The sequence below is a fragment of the Cupriavidus sp. SK-3 genome, from assembly GCF_000611145.1.
GTDB lineage: Bacteria > Pseudomonadota > Gammaproteobacteria > Burkholderiales > Burkholderiaceae > Cupriavidus.
This window is the reverse complement of sequence record NZ_JFJV02000064.1, coordinates 2574-20096: the sequence shown is the minus strand read 5'-3', so window position 1 is coordinate 20096 and position 17523 is coordinate 2574. Positions and strand designations below refer to the sequence as shown.

General features: G+C 67.0%; 17 protein-coding genes. 7 read left to right on the top strand and 10 right to left on the bottom strand.

Going from position 1 to position 17523, the window contains the following annotated elements; genetic code table 11:
* Positions 1–106: 106 nt before the first annotated feature.
* Positions 107–1819 carry a phenol degradation transcriptional regulator PoxR gene (poxR, locus tag CF70_RS07340; RefSeq protein WP_035862539.1) on the bottom strand — a complete coding sequence of 571 codons (1713 nt, stop codon included), beginning with the start codon at positions 1817–1819 and terminating at the stop codon, positions 107–109.
* A gap of 176 nt (positions 1820–1995) precedes the next feature.
* Here poxR and CF70_RS07335 point away from each other — a divergent pair, with 176 nt between their 5' ends.
* Together CF70_RS07335 and CF70_RS07330 are read left to right on the top strand one after the other, a co-directional pair.
* Positions 1996–2952, top strand: a complete 957-nt coding sequence (locus CF70_RS07335; protein WP_035862538.1) for a patatin-like phospholipase family protein — start codon at positions 1996–1998, stop codon at positions 2950–2952.
* An 81-nt stretch (positions 2953–3033) separates the two neighbouring features.
* Positions 3034–4251: a CaiB/BaiF CoA transferase family protein gene (locus CF70_RS07330; protein ID WP_035862543.1), complete on the top strand. Its 1218-nt coding sequence runs from the start codon at positions 3034–3036 to the stop codon at positions 4249–4251.
* A 104-nt stretch (positions 4252–4355) separates the two neighbouring features.
* Here the strand turns inward: CF70_RS07330 and CF70_RS07325 are convergent, their stop codons facing one another.
* From CF70_RS07325 to CF70_RS34555, 4 genes are all read right to left on the bottom strand, one after another.
* The gene (locus tag CF70_RS07325) at positions 4356–5009 is read right to left on the bottom strand and encodes a peroxiredoxin (RefSeq protein WP_035862536.1); all 654 of its coding nucleotides are present in this window, start codon (positions 5007–5009) and stop codon (positions 4356–4358) included.
* A 166-nt stretch (positions 5010–5175) separates the two neighbouring features.
* Positions 5176–6402 (bottom strand): polyhydroxyalkanoate depolymerase, encoded by a 1227-nt coding sequence (gene phaZ, locus CF70_RS07320; protein ID WP_035862533.1) that lies wholly within the window; start codon positions 6400–6402, stop codon positions 5176–5178.
* A gap of 76 nt (positions 6403–6478) precedes the next feature.
* Positions 6479–6697 (bottom strand): DUF2905 family protein, encoded by a 219-nt coding sequence (locus CF70_RS07315; RefSeq protein ID WP_035862531.1) that lies wholly within the window; start codon positions 6695–6697, stop codon positions 6479–6481.
* A gap of 298 nt (positions 6698–6995) precedes the next feature.
* Positions 6996–7160, bottom strand: coding sequence for an FmdB family zinc ribbon protein (locus tag CF70_RS34555; protein ID WP_035810592.1), 165 nt, complete (start codon positions 7158–7160; stop codon positions 6996–6998).
* Between the two features lie 247 nt (positions 7161–7407).
* Between CF70_RS34555 and CF70_RS07310 the strand changes: the two genes are divergently transcribed.
* From CF70_RS07310 to CF70_RS07290, 5 genes are all read left to right on the top strand, one after another.
* Positions 7408–7818, top strand: coding sequence for a hypothetical protein (locus tag CF70_RS07310; RefSeq protein WP_035862529.1), 411 nt, complete (start codon positions 7408–7410; stop codon positions 7816–7818).
* A gap of 66 nt (positions 7819–7884) precedes the next feature.
* Positions 7885–8133 carry a hypothetical protein gene (locus tag CF70_RS07305; RefSeq protein WP_035862542.1) on the top strand — a complete coding sequence of 83 codons (249 nt, stop codon included), beginning with the start codon at positions 7885–7887 and terminating at the stop codon, positions 8131–8133.
* 133 nt (positions 8134–8266) lie between these two features.
* Entirely contained in the window at positions 8267–8629 is a 363-nt protein-coding gene (locus CF70_RS07300; protein WP_235184930.1) for a hypothetical protein, read from the top strand.
* A 124-nt stretch (positions 8630–8753) separates the two neighbouring features.
* A complete protein-coding gene (gene fabV / locus CF70_RS07295) occupies positions 8754–9944 on the top strand; it encodes an enoyl-ACP reductase FabV (protein ID WP_035862527.1) in 1191 nt (396 codons plus the stop codon).
* A gap of 63 nt (positions 9945–10007) precedes the next feature.
* Positions 10008–10397 carry a VOC family protein gene (locus tag CF70_RS07290; RefSeq protein ID WP_035862524.1) on the top strand — a complete coding sequence of 130 codons (390 nt, stop codon included), beginning with the start codon at positions 10008–10010 and terminating at the stop codon, positions 10395–10397.
* Positions 10398–10408: 11 nt separating this feature from the next.
* On the opposite strand, the gene CF70_RS07285 is transcribed toward CF70_RS07290, so the two are convergent.
* From CF70_RS07285 to CF70_RS07265, 5 genes are all read right to left on the bottom strand, one after another.
* Positions 10409–11356: a Bug family tripartite tricarboxylate transporter substrate binding protein gene (locus CF70_RS07285; protein WP_051648117.1), complete on the bottom strand. Its 948-nt coding sequence runs from the start codon at positions 11354–11356 to the stop codon at positions 10409–10411.
* Positions 11357–11484: 128 nt separating this feature from the next.
* Positions 11485–13287, bottom strand: a complete 1803-nt coding sequence (locus CF70_RS07280) for an acyclic terpene utilization AtuA family protein (RefSeq protein ID WP_035862521.1) — start codon at positions 13285–13287, stop codon at positions 11485–11487.
* Positions 13284–15299, bottom strand: a complete 2016-nt coding sequence (locus CF70_RS07275) for an acetyl/propionyl/methylcrotonyl-CoA carboxylase subunit alpha (protein ID WP_035862519.1) — start codon at positions 15297–15299, stop codon at positions 13284–13286. The genes CF70_RS07280 and CF70_RS07275 overlap by 4 nt, the downstream gene beginning before the upstream one ends.
* A gap of 60 nt (positions 15300–15359) precedes the next feature.
* Complete coding sequence (locus tag CF70_RS07270; RefSeq protein ID WP_035862517.1) at positions 15360–16226, bottom strand: enoyl-CoA hydratase/isomerase family protein; 867 nt, start codon at positions 16224–16226, stop codon at positions 15360–15362.
* A 49-nt stretch (positions 16227–16275) separates the two neighbouring features.
* Positions 16276–17436: an acyl-CoA dehydrogenase family protein gene (locus tag CF70_RS07265; RefSeq protein WP_035862506.1), complete on the bottom strand. Its 1161-nt coding sequence runs from the start codon at positions 17434–17436 to the stop codon at positions 16276–16278.
* Between the last annotated feature and the right edge of the window lie 87 nt (positions 17437–17523).

Here is a 17523-nt window from a genome sequence, read left to right as displayed (position 1 = left end):
AACACCGCCCAAACAAACAGCGACCACCCCAACAGGGCGATGTCTGTACGGCCGATGGTTGCAATAACCATCGCCGCTCAAGAAAACACCGCCCAACCCAGCCAAATCACCCCCCCTCCCCCCGAATCCCCCGCGTCTTCCACCGATACGCCAACTGCGGCCGCGTAATCCCCAACAACCGCGCCGCCTGACTCATATTACCGTTAGCGCGCTGCATAGCCGCTTCCATCAACACAGTCTCGACATCGCCCAGCGCGAGCTGCTGCTCCGCCATATGGTCAAGCAGCCCGTGCACCGCCGCTTCGCGCAGTTCCGGCAGCGTACCCCTGACGCCCAGGCGCGGCGCGGTGTCCATCGCCTGCGGCGCGCTGCTGGGCAGGAACAGGTGGTCCGCGGAAATCTGCCCGCCATTGCTGGCCAGGATCACGCCGCGCTCGATCACGTTTTCCAGTTCGCGGACATTGCCTGGCCAGTCGTAGCGCCTTAGTTCGGCCAACGCGCGGTCGGTGATGCCGACGATCTTCTTGCCGTGGCGCGCGCCGTAGCGGGCAACGAAACGCTCCACCAGCAGGCGGATATCGTCGAGGCGCTCGCGCAGCGGCGGGATGGTGACGGGATAGACGTTGAGCCGGTAGTACAGGTCCTTGCGGAAGGTGCCTTGCTTCACGGCTTCCGCCAGGTCCACGTTGGTGGCGGCCACCAGCCGTACGTCCACCTTGCGCGGCTCGGTGCCGCCCACCCGCTCCACCTCGCCTTCCTGCAGCACCCGCAGCAGCTTGGATTGCGCCGACGCCGACAGCTCGCCCAGTTCGTCCAGGAACAACGTGCCACCATGCGCCCGCTCGAAGCGCCCGGGGCGCGACTGGTGGGCGCCGGTGAAGGCGCCCTTCTCCACGCCGAACAGCTCGGCTTCGATCAGTTCATCGGGGATCGCCGCGCAATTGACGGCGATGAATGGCTTGTCGGCCCGCGCGCTGACCGCGTGCAGCGCTTGCGCGAAGCGCTCTTTGCCAACGCCGGTCTCGCCCAGCAGCAGCACCGTGACATGGCTTGCGGCGGCGCGCTGCAACAGGCCCCAGGCAGCGCGGAACCCGGGCGCGCTGCCCACCAGATCGGCGGGCTTGCCGTTGTTGCGCTGCAGGGCGCGCAGGTGCTCGACCTCGCTTTGCAGCTCCAGGATGGTCTCTATCACCGGGTCGGGCTGGTAGAGCTTCAGCACCTCGGCACCGTCCTCCCACGCTTCCAGCGGCTTGCCGACGATGCGGCAGTGATCGTGGCCGCAGGCGATGCACTCCACCTCGCGGTAGAGGATGGTGCGGCCCATCAGGGCCGAGGTATAGCCCGTGGCGTAGCCGATCTGCATCCAGCAGGCCGGCTCGTCGACGATGCCGAACAGCTGGCGGTGGACATCGCCTTCGAAGGAGTCTTCCCACAGGAATTCGCCGTCGTAGATGCCAGCGGCGATGTCGATATCCACCTTGACCGGGGTCACGCGCACCACGCCTTCGATGGTGTGCAGGCAGGGCCCGATCTCCAGCAGGCCAAAGTCGCTGTCGCCGGGGCGCAGCTTCTTCGCCAGCTCCGCGTCGCGCATGCCGGAATGGAAGCCCATGCGCATGAACAAGCCCCGCGCGCGCTCCATGCCCATGGTATCCACCAATTCCTTGCGCAACGCGCCCAGCGCGCCGGTGTGGATCAGGATCATGCGCTGCTCGTCCAGCCAGATGGAGCCCTCCTCCATGGCAAAGCGCAGGCGCCGCGCGAGATTGGCCAGGCCATCGCGCATGGTGGCCGAAAACTTGTCGGTTGAACTGCTCATTGTCTCCTCTCTTGGCGGCCTCGATATCTTGGCGCGCGCGTGCTTTTTCTGGCACTGTATGCACATTATGTGCCATCGGCGCCTTCCGCCCGCGGCAGACGCCTGTCGCGCAGGCGAAATGTCGCCTATGCTTCCTTTGCAGGATTCCCCTGCGCTTTCGCACTGCACCACAGACCATGGAAAAAACCGCATTTGTCTTTGCCGGCGGCGGCAGCCTCGGCGCCGTCGAGGCCGGCATGCTGCGCGAGCTGGTGGCGTGGGGCATGAAGCCCGACTTCGTCGTCGGTGCCTCCGCTGGCGCCATCAACGGCGCCTACTATGCCTGCAACCCGCACGTGGCCGGCACTACCCAGCTGGAAACGCTCTGGCGCGGCTTGCGCCGCGCCGAGGTCATGCCGTGGTCGTGGCGCAGCCTGTTCAGCATGTTGCGCGGGCAGCGTGCCCACCTGGTCGACTCCGCCGCGCTGAAGCGCCTGCTGTCCCGCCATTTCGGCGACATGCCGCTGGAGCGCGCCGAACTGCCGCTATATGTAGTCGCCACCGACATGCAGACCGGCGCGGAGGTAGTGCTGTCCTCCGGCAGCCTGGTCCAGTCGGTGCTGGCCAGCGCCGCCATCCCCGGGGTGTTCCCGCCGGTGGCACTGGGCGGGCGGCAACTGATCGACGGCGGCGTGGCCAATAACACACCGGTCTCCACCGCCATCCGCCTGGGCGCCACGCGCGTGGTGGTGCTGCCCGCGGGCTTTGCCTGCGCGGCGCGGCGCGAACCGCGCGGCCCCATCGACCATGCCTTCAATGCGCTGTCGCTGCTGGTCGCGCGCCAGCTGGTACAGGACCTGGAGCGCTGGGCGGACCACGCGCATATCTCGGTGGTCCCGCCCTTGTGCCCGCTCGACGTCTCCCCGTACGACTACACGCAGTGCGGCACGCTCATCGACCGCGCGGCCGCCGCCACGCTGGCATGGCTCAACGCCGACGGGCTCAGCAGCCGGCATATCCCCGGCGCGCTGCACCCGCATTCGCACGACGAAGCCAACCCGAGTTGCGACTTCGATCCGAACCAGGCGGCGCAGCACGAGCACGGCCAGCACAAGTCCCACGCCGGCCACACCCACGCTTCCGCCTCGCCGTAAGCCGGCTTCCGCATTGGCGAATTGCGTGCACGGCAAATCCCGCGAATGATGCGGGATCTCTACTTCCCGGATGGCAGGCACATGAGCGCAATTCTCGAAGGCATCAAGGTACTCGACCTGACGCGCGTGGTGGCGGGCCCGTGGGCCACGCAGAACCTGGCCGACATGGGCGCCACCGTCTACAAGATCGAGAAGCCCGGCGACGGCGACGACACCCGCAAGATGGGCCCGTTCCTCACCGACGCGCAAGGCGCGGCCACCAACGACTCCGCCTTCTACCTCGCCTGCAACCGCGGCAAGCAGTCGCTCACCATCGATATCTCCAGGCCCGAAGGCGCCGAACTGGTACGGCAACTGGCCGCGCGCTGCGATGTGGTGGTGGAGAACTACAAGGCCGGCAGCCTGAAGAAATACGGGCTCGACTATGAGTCCATCCGCGCGCTGCGCCCCGATGTGATCTATTGCTCAGTCACCGGCTTCGGCCCCGACGGCCCCTACGCCGCCCGCCCGGCGTACGACTTCATCCTGCAGGGCATGGCCGGACTGATGAGCACCTGCGGCCAGCCGGACGGCACCCCCGGCGGCGAGCCGATGCGCACAGCCATCCCCATCACCGACATCCTCACCGGCCTCTACGCCACCGTCGCCCTGATGGGTGCGCTCTATCACCGCCAGGCCACCGGCGAAGGCCAGTACATCGACGCGGCCATGCTCGATGCCTCGGTGGCGGTCAATGGCCACTTGGCGCTGGGCTACCAGATGACCGGCAAGCTGCCCCGGCGCGCCGGCAACACCAACCCGGTGGCCGCGCCCTCCGAAGTGTTCGCGTGCCGCGACGGGCACCTGATCATCGCCTCCGGCAACAACGGGCAGTTTGCCGCGCTGTGCAAGCTGCTTGGCTGTCCGGAACTCGCCGCCGATCCGCGCTTCGCGCAGAACGTTGACCGGGTCGCCAACCGGGAGACCTTGCGCGAAGCGATTGCCGCGCGTGTTGCCGGGCGGGGTTCGGCTGAATTGCTGGAAACGCTGGAGCGTGCCGGCGTGCCTGGCGGGCCCATCAATGAACTGGACGAGGTGTTCGAGGATGCGCAGGTCAGGCATCGCGGGTTGCTGGTGCGGTTGCCGCATGGGCGGGGGGTGGATGCGCCGAGCTTGCGCAGTCCGCTGCGGTTTTCTGCCACGCCGGTGGAAATGCGGTGCCCGCCTATGCTGGGGGAACATACGGAGGGGGCCCTTCGGGCTGAACTGGGGCTGGGCGAGGCTGAGTTGGGAGGGTTGAGGGAAAGGGGGATTTTGTAGAGAGACTGGTACACCCTGACTGATACACCCTGACGGCCCGCTTCGCATCACGCGGGAGGGGAGGCCCTGGCGGGCCCACCCACCCACGCGGCGGGTGCCTGGCCTTACTTCGGCTGCGCCACTACCCGCAGGTACGGCTTGAGCGTCTTGAATCCTTGCGGGTACTTCTTCTTTGCGTCTTCGTCGGATACGGAGGTGGGGATGATCACGTCGTCGCCCGGCTTCCAGTTGACCGGCGTGGCTACCGTGTGTTTTGCGTTGAGCTGCAGGGAATCCAGCAGGCGCAGTACTTCGTCGAAATTGCGGCCCGCGCTCATCGGGTAAACCAGCATTGCCTTGACCTTCTTGTCGGGCCCGATGAGGAAGACCGAGCGCACCGTGGCATTGTCCACGGCAGTGCGCGGGCCACCACTCGCGTTCGGGTGAATCATGTCGTAGAGCTTGGCGACCGTGAGGTCGACGTCACCGATCATGGGATAGTTGACGGCGTGGCCCTGCGTTTCCGCGATGTCCTTGACCCAGTTCTGGTGGTCACTGACGGGGTCCACGCTGAGCCCGATGATCTTGGTATTGCGCCGGTCGAATTCCGGCTTGAGGCCGGCCATATAACCCAGTTCGGTAGTACAGACCGGCGTAAAGTCCTTGGGATGGGAGAACAGGATCGCCCATTTGTCCCCGATCCATTCGTGGAAATTTATCTTGCCTTCCGTGGTATCTGCCGTGAAATCAGGGGCTTCGTCACCGATGCGAATCGACATATTCAGTCTCCATGTGATGGGTGGGTGCAAATCTACGGAAGGCCGGCGATAGCGGCTGCATCCCGAGGCTACGCTGCGCGTTGCAGGCGTCTAGCCCAGTATAGTGGGCTGTGACGAGAACAAGTATGGAAACAAGCGGCGCAAACGCTGCTCCGGCACAAGGACGCTAGGCGTACTCCCGGATCAGGTCGCGGACCACGGGATACACCTCGGTCCGCCACAATTGCCCGGAGAACAGCTCATAGTGGCCGCACTGCGCCGCCGTGAACTGCCGCCTGTGGCGCGGCGCGATGCCGCTGCACAAGTCTTGCGCCGCGTGGGTCTGGCCGCGGCCGGAGATGTCGTCCCGCCCGCCCTCCACGGTGAGCAGGGCAATATCGCGCATGTCCCGGGGACGCACGGCGTGGCCCTGCACGCTCCAGTTGCCGCGGGCTAGCCGGAACTCCTGGAACACGATGCGGATGGTATCCAGGTAGAACTCCGCCGCTATGTCGAGCACCGAGTTGTACTCATCGCAAATGCGCCGGTGCGCCGGCGCGTGCTCGGCATCGCGGTGCACCAGGTCAAGGTAGTAGTCCCATTGCGCACCGACCATGCGCGCCGGATGCGCCATCACCAGGCCGGCATGCTGCAGGAAGCTGGGGTACACCTTGCGGCCCGCACCAGCATAGCGGGCCGGCACCGTGCAGATCAGGTTGCTCTCGAACCACGCCAGCGGCTGGCGGGCGGCCAGGCGGTCCACGGCGGTCGGGTTGCGGCGGGCGTCGATCGGGCCGCCCATCAGCACCAGGCTTCTTGGCACCGGCTCGCCGGCGCTGGCCAGCAGCGATGTCGCCGCCAGCGCCGGCACGGTTGCCTGGCAGACGGCAAGCACGTGCAGGCGCTGCCCGCCGATATGCCGGATGAACGCCTGTATCTCGCCGACGCAGTCGTCCAGGCGGAACGGCCCCTCGGCCGCGGGCACGTGACGCGCATCGCGCCAGTCCGTCACATAGACCTCATGAGCGGGCAGCAGCATTTCAACGACTTCTCGCAGCAGCACGGCGTGATGGCCCGCCAGCGGCGCGCACACCAGCACTGCCGGCCGACGCTCCGGCGCGGCGGCCGCCTCATGGGCAAAACGCAGCAGACGGCAAAATGGCCGTTCCAGCACGACCTGCTCGTCCACTGCCACGACGCGGCCATCCGCGTCGTACGCGGTGACGCCGAAGGCGGGCTTCCCATAGGTCTTGCCCAGCCGGTAGAGATACTCATAGCCCGCAGCAAAGCAAGATGCCCCAGGCACATGGGCGAACGGGCTGCCGGGGTCAGTGAATGCGTTCGTGGCCTGCGCCGCCCACGCTGTCCACGGCTCGATCAGCGAACGCTGGTACTCGATGAACTTGTACAGCATAGGGGGCTGTCAGGAAGAATGCGCTGGAAAGGCTTTCAATATATGCCGGACCGGCGCGGCACACCAACCGCACGCTTCACCGGCCCATCAGCCAGAGGATGAATGATGCGGCGGCACTGACGAGCAGAGACGTCGCAATCGGAAGGACAAGGTGAAAGTGATGACGATGAACGACGATATCTCCCGGCAAATGGCCGAGGCCGAGGCCAAGGCCGGTCCCGAGCCCGTAAAACCGTGGCCAGAGGAGTCCGGCTGCCAACAGGATCAGGACGATGAGAATCAGCTTGCGCGGCATGACTGGCCTCCGCAATGGTTGGTGCGCGATATCGGTGCTGGCTGGCGTATCGTGGGACGGTGCGGCTGATGGGAGGAGAAGGCGCGGTGGCAGGCAAAGGACCCGCAGGCGAAACACTGGCCGTTCCGGGAAGAGGACGGTGCCGCCGGTCATCCTTGCGCCGCGGGTAAGGGGCGGCCCGAGGCAACGAGGCTGCCGCAGAGAAGCAAGCAGCACACGGGGACGCAATTCGCCCGGCGCCCGGCCCGGCATCCGAATGGGCCACGCGCTCTTCCTCGCTATCGGGGTCAGGCAGGCCTCAACTCTTCCTCGCCGTCTTCGCAACGAACGGTGTCGGCATGTGCTGGACCGTTTCGCTGCCGCACTTGGGGCAAGGCGGATGGGCCGTCGCGTGTTCCGCGAGATGTTCCGCGTGGTCGAAAACCTGACCGCACTTCTCGCAACGATACTGATAGGTGGGCATGACGCGCCTCCAACCTGCATGGTGCAGGGACTCGCTGCCGCCGGTCTGCCAGCGACTTCCGGCAACCTGGGATTTCATTCTAGGACACCGTGCCGGGCAAGACACGGCCTGTCGTTTCGCATGACCGGTACCGCATCAGGCACCCCGGCTTCACATCGCGCTCCTTGCGTGCTTATTATGGAAACATGCGCATGCTTGCTTGCGGCATGACCACGATCGCCGCTCGATCGTCGCTCAGGAGCAGACCATGAAAAAGCCACACAAGGTCGATTCCGGCAAGACGCGGCAAACCGGATTCCCCGATCGTCCGCGACCGGAGCGCCGTCTTCCCGGCATGCCGGATTCCGCCGGAACGGAAGACTTGTGGGAGAACATCGACGAGACCATTGATGCATTCGCCGGGCAGACGGCGGAACCGATCGATTTCCGCCATGGCCACGAACCGGACGAGGATGACGCACCGGAAGAAGGCATGGACGAGATCACTCGCGCCGCCGAGAGTATTCCCGCGGACACCCCCGCGGACCGCGCGGACCATAGCGCGCAGCGCGAAGAGCACCCGCCTGCGCCGCCCAGCATTGATGACGTGCTTGACAAGGACCTGATTCCCGATCCGGCCGACGATGCGCCGCACGCCGGCAAGCCGCGCAAGCGCTGAGGGCCGCGGCGTTGACGCTTGTGCTATCTTGGAAAAGTGCTGCGTTCATGATTGGAGGAACGCAAGATGTCAGTAATCGCACCGGACGAAAAGGCGGAATTCGTCGCCATCCTGCACCGCCACCGGCTTGACGAAGCAGACTTCCTGCTTCAGGAAGCCGGCACGTCGGATGTCGTTGACGAGGTCTACCCGCTGCAGGGCCATGTCACCATCATTCGCAAGTCGACGCTCAAGGAGCGGGGCTACCGGATCGGGCATGGCACCGCATGGACCATCGAGTTCGAGAAAGACCTGACGCGGGGGTCGTTCGGGTGAGCGGGACCGGAGGCAACAGCGCCCCCTCGGACAAGCGGCCGGTCTTGCGCGCGCCGGCCAACGCTGAAGACCTGCGCGCCATGGGATTGGGTACCTCACCCCAATGGACTCGTCCCCGGAATCGGAGCAGGCCATGAGCTCAGGCGGATTCGAAGCGTTCAAGTCCCACTTGTCGATGTTGCTGCGCGACCTGCCGGCGGGAACCACGGCGGACCTGACCGACGTGGCCGTGGCGTACTGGGACGGTGCGTGCATCGTGGGCACCTACCTGCGCGATGGCGGACGGCTGGACGAGGCGTTCGACTTTGACGAGAACGCGTGGGAGAACTGGCACGACGAGTTTGTTGGCTGGCTGGCCGCGCCGACCTTCACGGAACGCGATGAGCTGCGGACACGCCTGTCGCGCGCGGTCCGGCACGCCGACGATCCCGCAGGCCCGGACACCAGCGGCGCCTCTCAGGGCTGGCTTCAGGTAGCGTACCGCCAGCAACGCTGAAAGGCCGGCGCCCGCCGCCCGGCACTCCCGCGGGGCGGGCGGCCTCGCCTTTTGCCGCCTCATTTACAATGCGCGAAGTTTTCGCCTTCTAAATCAGGCTCGGCATCTAACAAGCGAGGTCTTCATGATCATCAAACCGCGCGTGCGTGGCTTTATCTGCGTTACCACCCACCCCACGGGCTGCGAAGCCAACGTCAGGGAACAGATCGACTACGTCACGGCAAAAGGCGCCATCGCCGGCGGTCCGAAGAAAGTCCTGGTGATCGGCGCGTCGACCGGATACGGTCTCGCGGCCCGGATCACCGCCGCATTCGGTTCCGGCGCCGATACGCTCGGTGTCTTCTTCGAACGTCCCGGCACCGACAGCAAGCCGGGCACGGCCGGCTGGTACAACACCGCGGCCTTCCACCGGTTTGCCGCTGACAAGGGCCTGTACGCGAAGGGCATCAATGGCGATGCTTTCTCCGACGAGATCAAGCAGAAGACGATTGATGCCATCAAGCGCGATCTCGGTCAGGTCGACCTGGTGGTCTACAGCCTCGCCTCTCCGAAACGGACGCACCCGAAGACCGGCGAAGTGTTCAACTCGACGCTGAAACCGGTTGGCAAGGCGGTCAGCCTGCGCGGCCTCGACACCGACAAGGAAGTAGTCAGGGAGACCATCCTGGAGCCCGCGACACAAAGCGAGATTGACAACACCGTGGCCGTGATGGGCGGCGAAGACTGGCAGATGTGGATCGATGCGCTACAGGCCGCGGGCGTGCTGGCCGACGGCGCGAAGACAACCGCCTTTACCTACCTGGGCGAGAAGATCACGCACGACATCTACTGGAACGGTTCCATCGGCGCCGCCAAGAAGGACCTGGACCAGAAGGTGCTTGGCCTGCGCGACAAGCTGGCCGCCAAGGGTGGCGACGCGCGCGTCTCGGTGCTGAAGGCCGTGGTCACGCAGGCAAGTTCCGCCATCCCCATGATGCCGCTGTACCTGTCGCTGCTGTTCAAGGTCATGAAGGAACAGGGCACGCATGAAGGCTGCATCGAGCAGGTCTACGGGCTCTACAAGGACAGCCTGTACGGCGATGCGCCGTGCCTGGACCAGGAAGGCCGCCTGCGCGCCGACTACAAGGAACTCGACGCGGAGGTGCAGTCCCGCGTCCAGCAACTCTGGCCCCAGGTCACCAGCGACAACATCTACGCGCTGACGGACTTCACCGGCTACAAAAAGGAATTCCTGCGCCTGTTCGGATTCGAGATGGACGGAGTGGATTACGAGGCCGACGTGAATCCCGACGTGCCAATGCCTGGCCTGGTCTGAGGACTGAAGACTCAGGCCTGAATCACCCGGGGAGCGCCACGCTCCTGCAACAAGGAGCAAAGCATGACGATTGTCGGGATGAACCACTTCACGGTACTGACCGCCGCGCTGGAAGACACCGTCCGGTTCTACACCGAGGTGCTTGGCTTCGAAACCGGCGCCCGTCCGCCGTTTGCCTTCCCCGGGGCCTGGCTCTATGCCGCCGGCGCGCCCATCATTCATCTCGTCGCGGTCGATGCACTGCCGGCACCGGCCGCGGGCGTGCTGGATCACATGGCTTTCAGCGCCACGGACCTCCGGCACGTCACCAGCCACCTGCGGCGCCGGGGCGTTCCGTTCCACCTCGGCCGGCAAGCGGGCTCCGGCGTCTGGCAGTTGTTCCTGCACGATCCCAACGGCGCGAAGATCGAACTGGATTTCGATCCGCTGGAACCGCAGCCGCCGGAGATGTGATCCGGATCTGGTTACTCCACCTTGATCCCGCCCTTCCTGACCACGCCGGCCCATCTCACCGCTTCATCCTTGATGAATGCCTGGAACTGGTCCGGTGTCCCGCCAACCGGATCGATCCCATATTCGATCAGCCGTGCCTTGACGTCCGGCTGATGCAACACCGCATCCATTTCGCCCGACAGCTTGTCCAGCACCGCCTTTGGCGTCTTTGCCGGCGCCAGCAGCCCGATCCAGCTGCTGGCCGTGACCGCCGGATAGCCCGCCTCCGCCATCGTTGGCACATCGGGTGCAGCCGGCCAGCGCGAGGGGCTGGTAATCGCCAGGGCCTTGAGCTTTCCCGCTTTCACCTGCGGCATCATGGTCTGCACGGAATCGAAGATCATCGCCACCTGCCCGGAGAACAGATCGGGCAGCGCCGGCGACACGCCCTTGTAGGGCACATGGGTCATGCTCATGCCGACGGCCTGCGAGAACAGCTCGCCGGCAAGGTGCGCGCCGGAGCCGTTGCCGCTGGAGGCAAAGGTCATCTTGTCCGGATGCGCCTTGCCCCAGCTCACCAGTTCCTTCACGCTGCCGGGCGGCAGCTGCGCGCTTGAGACCAGCAGCAGCGGGATGCGGCCGATCTGGCTGACGCCGGTCAGGTCCCTGACGGGGTCGAAGGTCATCTTGGGATAGAGGCTGGGATTGATGGCATGGGCGGCTACCACCACCAGCAGCGAGTAACCATCGGGCGCGGACTTGGCCACGTTGTCTGAGCCGATCATGCCGTTGGCGCCGGGGCGGTTTTCCACCACCACGGGCTGGCCCAGGCGCTCGGCCAGCTTCTGCATGACAAGGCGCGTCACCGCGTCGGACACGCCACCCGGTGTGTAGGGCACCACTACGCGCAATGGCTTGGACGGGTAAGGCGCATCGGCGCGCGCCGCGCCGGCGATGCCGCATGCCAGTGCCGCGGCCATCAGGCACGCTGTTACCCACAGGCCGCGGGGCCGGTTCGTTATCGTGGTTCTTTTCATTTCTCCTCCGTCAGGATGGCATCGGCGCGCCTGGGTCTGGCGGCCGACGTTATGCAATGGCAGGCCGGCGTCTACGCCCAGCCTTGCGGCACGGCCAGCGGAAAATCAAGCAGCATCTGCGCATAGCTCTTGCCCAGCGGATCAGAGCGCAGGCTGGCCACGCCTCCGCCGCCCAGGGCGCGATGCAGCAGGAAGTTGAGGGCGTGCAGGCCTGGCACCTCGAAGCATTCGACTTCGCCTTCAACCAGGTGGGCGAAATACGCGCGCACCGCGGCCGGCGTCAGTTGCTCCCGCAGCAGCGGCAGATAAGCCGGCCGGCGCGCGATCACGCCGATGTTCTCGTCGTCGCCCTTGTCGCCGCTGCGTGCATAGGCCAGCGTGACAAGGGGAACGGTCACGCGTGGCCCTTCGGGTATCGCAAGCTCCGGCCGGGGTGCCAGCGAGGCCGGCGCGGATGGCTCGCCGACGAGGGCGGCGCAGGCGAGCGTCTCCGACCGGCCATCCAGTGCGATCCGCATCGGCACTTCCGCCTTGGGCACCAGGAAGGAGAACACCTTGACCACCGGCTGGATATCCACGCGGCCGGCGAAGGACGAGCGGGTGCCGGCAGCCATCGAGGTTCCCGCCGACGAGCATTCGCGCTGCAGGAAGCGCAGCGCCCTGGCCTGCGCATGGCGCGCGCCGATGCGCAGCACCACTTCGCGGGTCGGCAGCGCGCGCGCGTGCGGCCCATACTGCGATTCGCAGCCGAGCAGTTCCACCACGGTATCGCTGTAATCCGCAAAGCCGGCGGCGGCCAGCATGGCGCGGGTGCGGGCAAGCAGCGCATCCGCCGTGCGGTGGGCCTTGGCGGGCGCATCGATGCCGCGGATCGCCATCATCAGGCTGATCTGGTAGCCGTCCTGCCAGGTGCCGTTGGCCTTGTAGCTGGCGCCGGGCGCGCGGCCACGCGCGCCGTGCACGCGCACCTGGCCGGGAGCCAGCAGTTCGGCGCGCACCATGCGGAAATCGCAGGTGACGTCGGGCATCAGGTAGTTGCCGGGGTCGCCCACCTCATACAAGACCTGCTCCGCCACGGCGGCGGGATCGACCAGGCCGCCCGTGTGTTCGGGCTTGGTCAGCACAAAGCTGCCGTCCTCCGCGCAGTCGATCACCGGGTAGCCGATGCGGTCCCAGTCCGGCACGCGCTGCCAGTCGGTGAACAGGCCGCCGGTGGCCTGCGCTCCGCACTCGATCACATGGCCGGCAAGCGTGCCGGCGGCGAGCCGGTCCCAGTCGTTCCATTGCCAGCCGAACTCGTGGGCCAGCGCACCGACCACCACGGCGCTGTCGACGCAGCGGCCGGTGATGACGATATCGGCGCCCATCGCCAGCGCGCGGGCAATGCCCTGCGCGCCGGTATAGGCGTTGGCCGACATCAGCTCGGCCGGCGGCGCGGCGCCGGTGTACAGGTCGGTAAGTCCCGCTGCGCGCCACCCCGCGAAGGCAGGCAGCACGTCATCACCGCTGACCACCGCCACCCTGGGCGTAAGCCCTTGCCGCGCGGCGGCTTCCATCAAGGCGTCGCGGCAAGCCTGCGGGTTGAGGCCGCCGGCATTGGCGATCACGCGGATGCCTCGCGCCAGGATCTGGCCGAGGTGCGGCGCCATCGCCGCATGGACGAAATCGGTCGCGTAGCCCAGTGCCGCATCCCTGGCGCGGGCGCGCGCCAGGATCGACATGGTGGTTTCGGCCAGGTAGTCGTAGACCAGGTATTGCAGGCCGGGGACCTCCAGCAGTTGCGGCGTGGCGATGGCCGAATCGCCCCAGAAGCCGGAGGCGCCGCCGATGCGGATGGTGCGTGCCGGGTTCGATGGTGCGGGAGCGGCGCTCATGTCCTGGACTCCGTCGCGTTGCCCTCGGGCTCCGCTTCGACGCGCGCCAGCAAGGCACTGGCCCGAGCCTGGCCGCCTTCGTGGGCGTGCAGTTCCGCCACCACGCCGTCAAATGGCGCGACGATGGCGTGCTCCATCTTCATCGCCTCGAGCACTACCAGCACCTGGCCAGCCCGCACCGGCTCGCCGGCCACCGTCTTCACCGCCACGATGCGTGCGGCCAGCGGCGCCAGCAACTCGCCGGCGCTTTCGGCGCCGCCCGCCTCGCGCTTCTTCCGGCGCGGGTCCAGGCGCGCGAAGCGCCATGCGCGGCCGGCGCTGAACAGGTGCACGGCGTCGCCTTCGGTGGCGAATACCAGCGGCAGCGCGGCACCATTGCACTCAACCAGCGCACTGCCCTGCTCCGCATCGGCGCGCAGCACGCGCGCCCGGACGATCTCCGCGGCCGTGCCGCCGCCTTCGCACACGGCTGCCTCCCAGCCGTCGGCCACGGTGCGCAGATCCACGCGCCATTGGCGCTCCCCGGCGCGCAGGCCAAGGCTGCTGCCGTGCGCCACCAGTTCCGGGCGTGCCGCTGCCACCAGCAAGCCACAGGCGGCCAGCGCCGCGCAGGCCACCTGCGTCGCGGCGGGCTGCGCCGCGCGCAGCGCGGACTGCATATGCGCGTCGACAAAGCCGGTATGCACCTCGCTGGCGGCGAAGGCTTCGTGCGCCAGGCAGTCGGCCAGGAAGCCCTGGTTGCTGGCCACGCCCAGCAGCACGGTCTGCTCCACCGCGCGCAGCAGCTTGCGGCGTGCTTCTTCGCGGGTGGCGCCGTGGGCGACAAGCTTGGCCACCATCGAATCGTAGTGAACGGGGATTTCGCCGCCTTCCTGCAGCGCGTGGTCGACCCGCACATCGTGCCCGGCGCCCGGCGCGCGCCAGCGCCGCACCGGCCCGCCCTGCGGCAGGAAGCCTGCGGCCACATCCTCGGCGGTCAGCCTGACCTCGATGGCGTGGCCGCTTAGCGCCACCTGGTCCTGCGTGACCGGCAACGCCTCGCCGGCGGCCACCCGCAACTGCCATTCGACCAGGTCGAAACCGGTGATGGCTTCAGTCACGGCATGCTCCACCTGCAGGCGGGTGTTCATTTCCATGAAGTAGAAATTGCCGTCGCCGTCGAGCAGGAACTCCATGGTGCCGGCGCCGGCGTAGCCGATGGCCTGGGCGGCGCGCACTGCGGCTTCGCCCATGCGGGCACGCAGCGCCGGCGATACCGCTGGCGACGGCGCTTCCTCGACCACCTTCTGGTGGCGCCGCTGCACCGAGCAGTCGCGCTCGCCAAGGTGGATCACATGGCCCTGCGTATCCGCGAAGACCTGGATCTCCACATGGCGCGGCGCGATCACCGCGCGCTCCAGGATCAGTTGCCCGGAGCCGAAGGCGGCGCTGGCCTCGGAGCGCGCGCTGGCCAGCGCGCCGGGCAAGGCATCCGCCTCATGCACCAGGCGCATGCCGCGCCCGCCGCCGCCGGCCGCGGCCTTGACCATCAGCGGAAAACCGATCTGCGCCGCGGCCCGCAGCAGCGCTGCGTCGTCCTGCGCCTCGCCCTGGTAGCCAGGGATGCAGGGCATGTCCGCTTCAAGCATCAGGCGCTTGGCCTCCGCCTTGTTGCCCATGGCGCGGATCGCCTCTGCCGGCGGGCCGACGAAGACCAGCCCGGCCCGCGTCACCGCTTCGGCAAATTCGGCATTCTCGGCCAGGAAGCCGTATCCGGGGTGCACCGCATCGGCGCCGCTGCTGCGCGCCGCCTCGACGATGGCAGCGATATTCAGGTAGGACGCGCGCGGCGCGGCGTCGCCGATGCGCACCGCGCGGTCGGCAAAGGCCACGTGCGGGCTATGGCGGTCGGCCTCGGAATAGACCGCCACGGTGGCAAGGCCGAGGCGGCGTGCCGTGCGCATGATGCGCATGGCGATCTCGCCGCGGTTGGCGACGAGCAAGGTGTGGAAGGGTCGGCTGGTAGCAGGCATGGTACGTCTCGGGATGCGGAGTATCGAAATGGGCCGTTGCTGTGCGGGTTGCCCGTGTGTTCAGTCTTGCGTGGCCTGCGCGGCGCGTACGTCGGCGGCATCGAAGCGCACCACCCAGTCGGCGTCGCGCTTGCCGCGAAAGGCCTGGATGCCTTCAGCGCCTTCGCTGCGCATGCATTGCGCGAACAGGTGCGAGGCCTCGTCCAGCTGCTCGCCCTGCCCTACCTGCCCGGTGCGCGCCACCAGCGTCTTGAAGGTGCGGTTGGCCTGCGGACCGCAACGGCAGATGCGCGTCAGCCATTCGGCGAGCAGCGCATCCAGCGCCGCGCCGTCCCCGGCAAGCTGGTCCACCAGTCCCAGTGCCACGGCCGTGTCGCCGCTCACGCGCTCGCCGGACAAACCGAGGCGCCGCGTGGCGGCTGCCCCGATGCGCGCCACCACGAAGGGCGCGATCTGTGCGGCGATGATGCCCAGCGAGGTCTCGGACAAGGCGAAGCGCGCGTCGGGCGTGGCCAGCACGATATCGGCGGCGCAGCTCAGGCCCATGCCGCCGCCCATGGCCGCGCCCTCCACCACCGCCACCACCGGCACGGGCAGCGCGGCCAGCCGCTGCATGAAGTGGCCGAACTCGCGATTGCGGCTGGCCACGGGATCGTCCGGCGCAGCGCCGGTATCCAGCCGCGCCTGGAAATTGCCGACGTTGCCGCCCGCGCAGAAAAAGCCGCCGGCACCGCGCAGCACCAGCGCCCGCACCGCGGTGTCGGTCTCGGCGCGCGCCACGGCGTGCGCCAGCGCGGCTACCACCTCGGGCGCGAGTGCATTGCGCGTGGCTGGCACATTGAGGGTGGCGAACAGCGCGCCCCGGACCTCGCGCACGATCACGGCGCTGGCGTCATTGGCGGTTTCGGTATTGACGGCGTTGGTCATGGTTTGGGAGAAGCGATACGTTGCGTGAAGAAGGAAGCGGGCGGCAAGCTCAGTGCTTTGCCATCAGCCCCATCTGCTTGGCAATCACCGTGAGCATCACCTCGTCGGCCCCGCCGCCGATGGAGCCCAGGCGGAAATCGCGATAGGCGCGCGAGGCATGGTTGTCCCACGTGTAGCCCATGCCGCCCTGGAACTGCATGCACCAGTCGGCCACCTCGCGCGAGAGGCGGCCGGCCTTGAGCTTGGCCATCGAGGCCAGCTCCACCACGTCGCCACCGTCGATATAGGTCTTGGTTGCCATATAGACCAGCGCGCGCAGGGCTTCCATCTCGGTCTTGAGTTCGGCCAGCTTGAACTGGATGAACTGGTTGTCGAGCAGGGGCTTGCCGAAGGCGATGCGCTGGCGCAGGTAGTCGGCGGTTTCCTCGATCAGCGCATTGCAGGCGAGACGGCGCGCCGCGCCGTTCAGGCGTTCTTCCTGGAACTGCTTCATCTGGTAGATAAAGCCCATGCCCTCTTCACCGATGCGGTTGCGCGCCGGCACCCGCACTTCGTCGAAGAAAATTTGCGCGGTGTCGGAGCACCACATGCCGAACTTCCTGATCTTCTGCACTTCCACGCCGGGCGTGCGCTTGCCACCCTGCTTGAGCGGCACGATGATCAGCGACTTGTTCTTGTGCACCGGACCATCGGAGGTATTGCACAGCAGGCAGATCCAGTCGGCCTGGGTGCCGTTGGTGATCCACATCTTGGAGCCGCTGATGACGTAGTCGTCCCCATCGCGGCGGGCACGCGTCTTGAGCGAGGCCACGTCGGAGCCGGCGCCGGCCTCGGATACGCCGATCGCCGCCACCGCCTCGCCGGCGATGGCCGGTGCCAGGAACTCGCGCTTGAGTTCGTCGGAGCCGAAGGCGGTCAGGGCCGGGGTGGCCATGTCGGTCTGCACGCCTACGGCCATGCCGACGCCTTGCGCGTGGACGTAGCCGAGGGCTTCGGCTGCGGCCACTGCATAGGAGAAATCCAGGCCGAGGCCGCCGTATTCGACCGGCTTGGTGATGCCGAGGAAGCCTAGTTCGCCCATCTTCCTGAACAGTGTGTGCGCGGGGAAGATTTCGGCGGCTTCCCATTCGTCGACATGGGGGTTGATCTCGGCCGCCACGAAGCGGCGGATGCTGGCCATGATGTTGTGGTGGTCTTCGGTGTAGAGCATTCTGGGTGTCTCCTTGTTCCTGGTGTTGCTGCCTGGGGGGCTACGAAGTCAAAGGTTTGATGGCTTGAAACCTAAAGTCAAAGGCGC

What these genes read in the sequence shown, in the direction of transcription:
- CF70_RS07325 (WP_035862536.1), bottom strand. Translation starts at nt 5,009, where the DNA reads ATGTCGATTCGCATCGGTGACGAAGCCCCTGATTTCACGGCAGATACC.
- CF70_RS07280 (WP_035862521.1), bottom strand. Translation starts at nt 13,287, where the DNA reads ATGAGCGCCGCTCCCGCACCATCGAACCCGGCACGCACCATCCGCATC.
- CF70_RS07305 (WP_035862542.1), top strand. Translation starts at nt 7,885, where the DNA reads ATGTCAGTAATCGCACCGGACGAAAAGGCGGAATTCGTCGCCATCCTG.
- fabV (WP_035862527.1), top strand. Translation starts at nt 8,754, where the DNA reads ATGATCATCAAACCGCGCGTGCGTGGCTTTATCTGCGTTACCACCCAC.
- CF70_RS07300 (WP_235184930.1), top strand. Translation starts at nt 8,267, where the DNA reads ATGAGCTCAGGCGGATTCGAAGCGTTCAAGTCCCACTTGTCGATGTTG.
- phaZ (WP_035862533.1), bottom strand. Translation starts at nt 6,402, where the DNA reads ATGCTGTACAAGTTCATCGAGTACCAGCGTTCGCTGATCGAGCCGTGG.
- CF70_RS07290 (WP_035862524.1), top strand. Translation starts at nt 10,008, where the DNA reads ATGACGATTGTCGGGATGAACCACTTCACGGTACTGACCGCCGCGCTG.
- CF70_RS07275 (WP_035862519.1), bottom strand. Translation starts at nt 15,299, where the DNA reads ATGCCTGCTACCAGCCGACCCTTCCACACCTTGCTCGTCGCCAACCGC.
- CF70_RS07270 (WP_035862517.1), bottom strand. Translation starts at nt 16,226, where the DNA reads ATGACCAACGCCGTCAATACCGAAACCGCCAATGACGCCAGCGCCGTG.
- CF70_RS07310 (WP_035862529.1), top strand. Translation starts at nt 7,408, where the DNA reads ATGAAAAAGCCACACAAGGTCGATTCCGGCAAGACGCGGCAAACCGGA.
- CF70_RS07315 (WP_035862531.1), bottom strand. Translation starts at nt 6,697, where the DNA reads ATGCCGCGCAAGCTGATTCTCATCGTCCTGATCCTGTTGGCAGCCGGA.
- CF70_RS07335 (WP_035862538.1), top strand. Translation starts at nt 1,996, where the DNA reads ATGGAAAAAACCGCATTTGTCTTTGCCGGCGGCGGCAGCCTCGGCGCC.
- CF70_RS07265 (WP_035862506.1), bottom strand. Translation starts at nt 17,436, where the DNA reads ATGCTCTACACCGAAGACCACCACAACATCATGGCCAGCATCCGCCGC.
- poxR (WP_035862539.1), bottom strand. Translation starts at nt 1,819, where the DNA reads ATGAGCAGTTCAACCGACAAGTTTTCGGCCACCATGCGCGATGGCCTG.
- CF70_RS34555 (WP_035810592.1), bottom strand. Translation starts at nt 7,160, where the DNA reads ATGCCCACCTATCAGTATCGTTGCGAGAAGTGCGGTCAGGTTTTCGAC.
- CF70_RS07330 (WP_035862543.1), top strand. Translation starts at nt 3,034, where the DNA reads ATGAGCGCAATTCTCGAAGGCATCAAGGTACTCGACCTGACGCGCGTG.
- CF70_RS07285 (WP_051648117.1), bottom strand. Translation starts at nt 11,356, where the DNA reads ATGGCCGCGGCACTGGCATGCGGCATCGCCGGCGCGGCGCGCGCCGAT.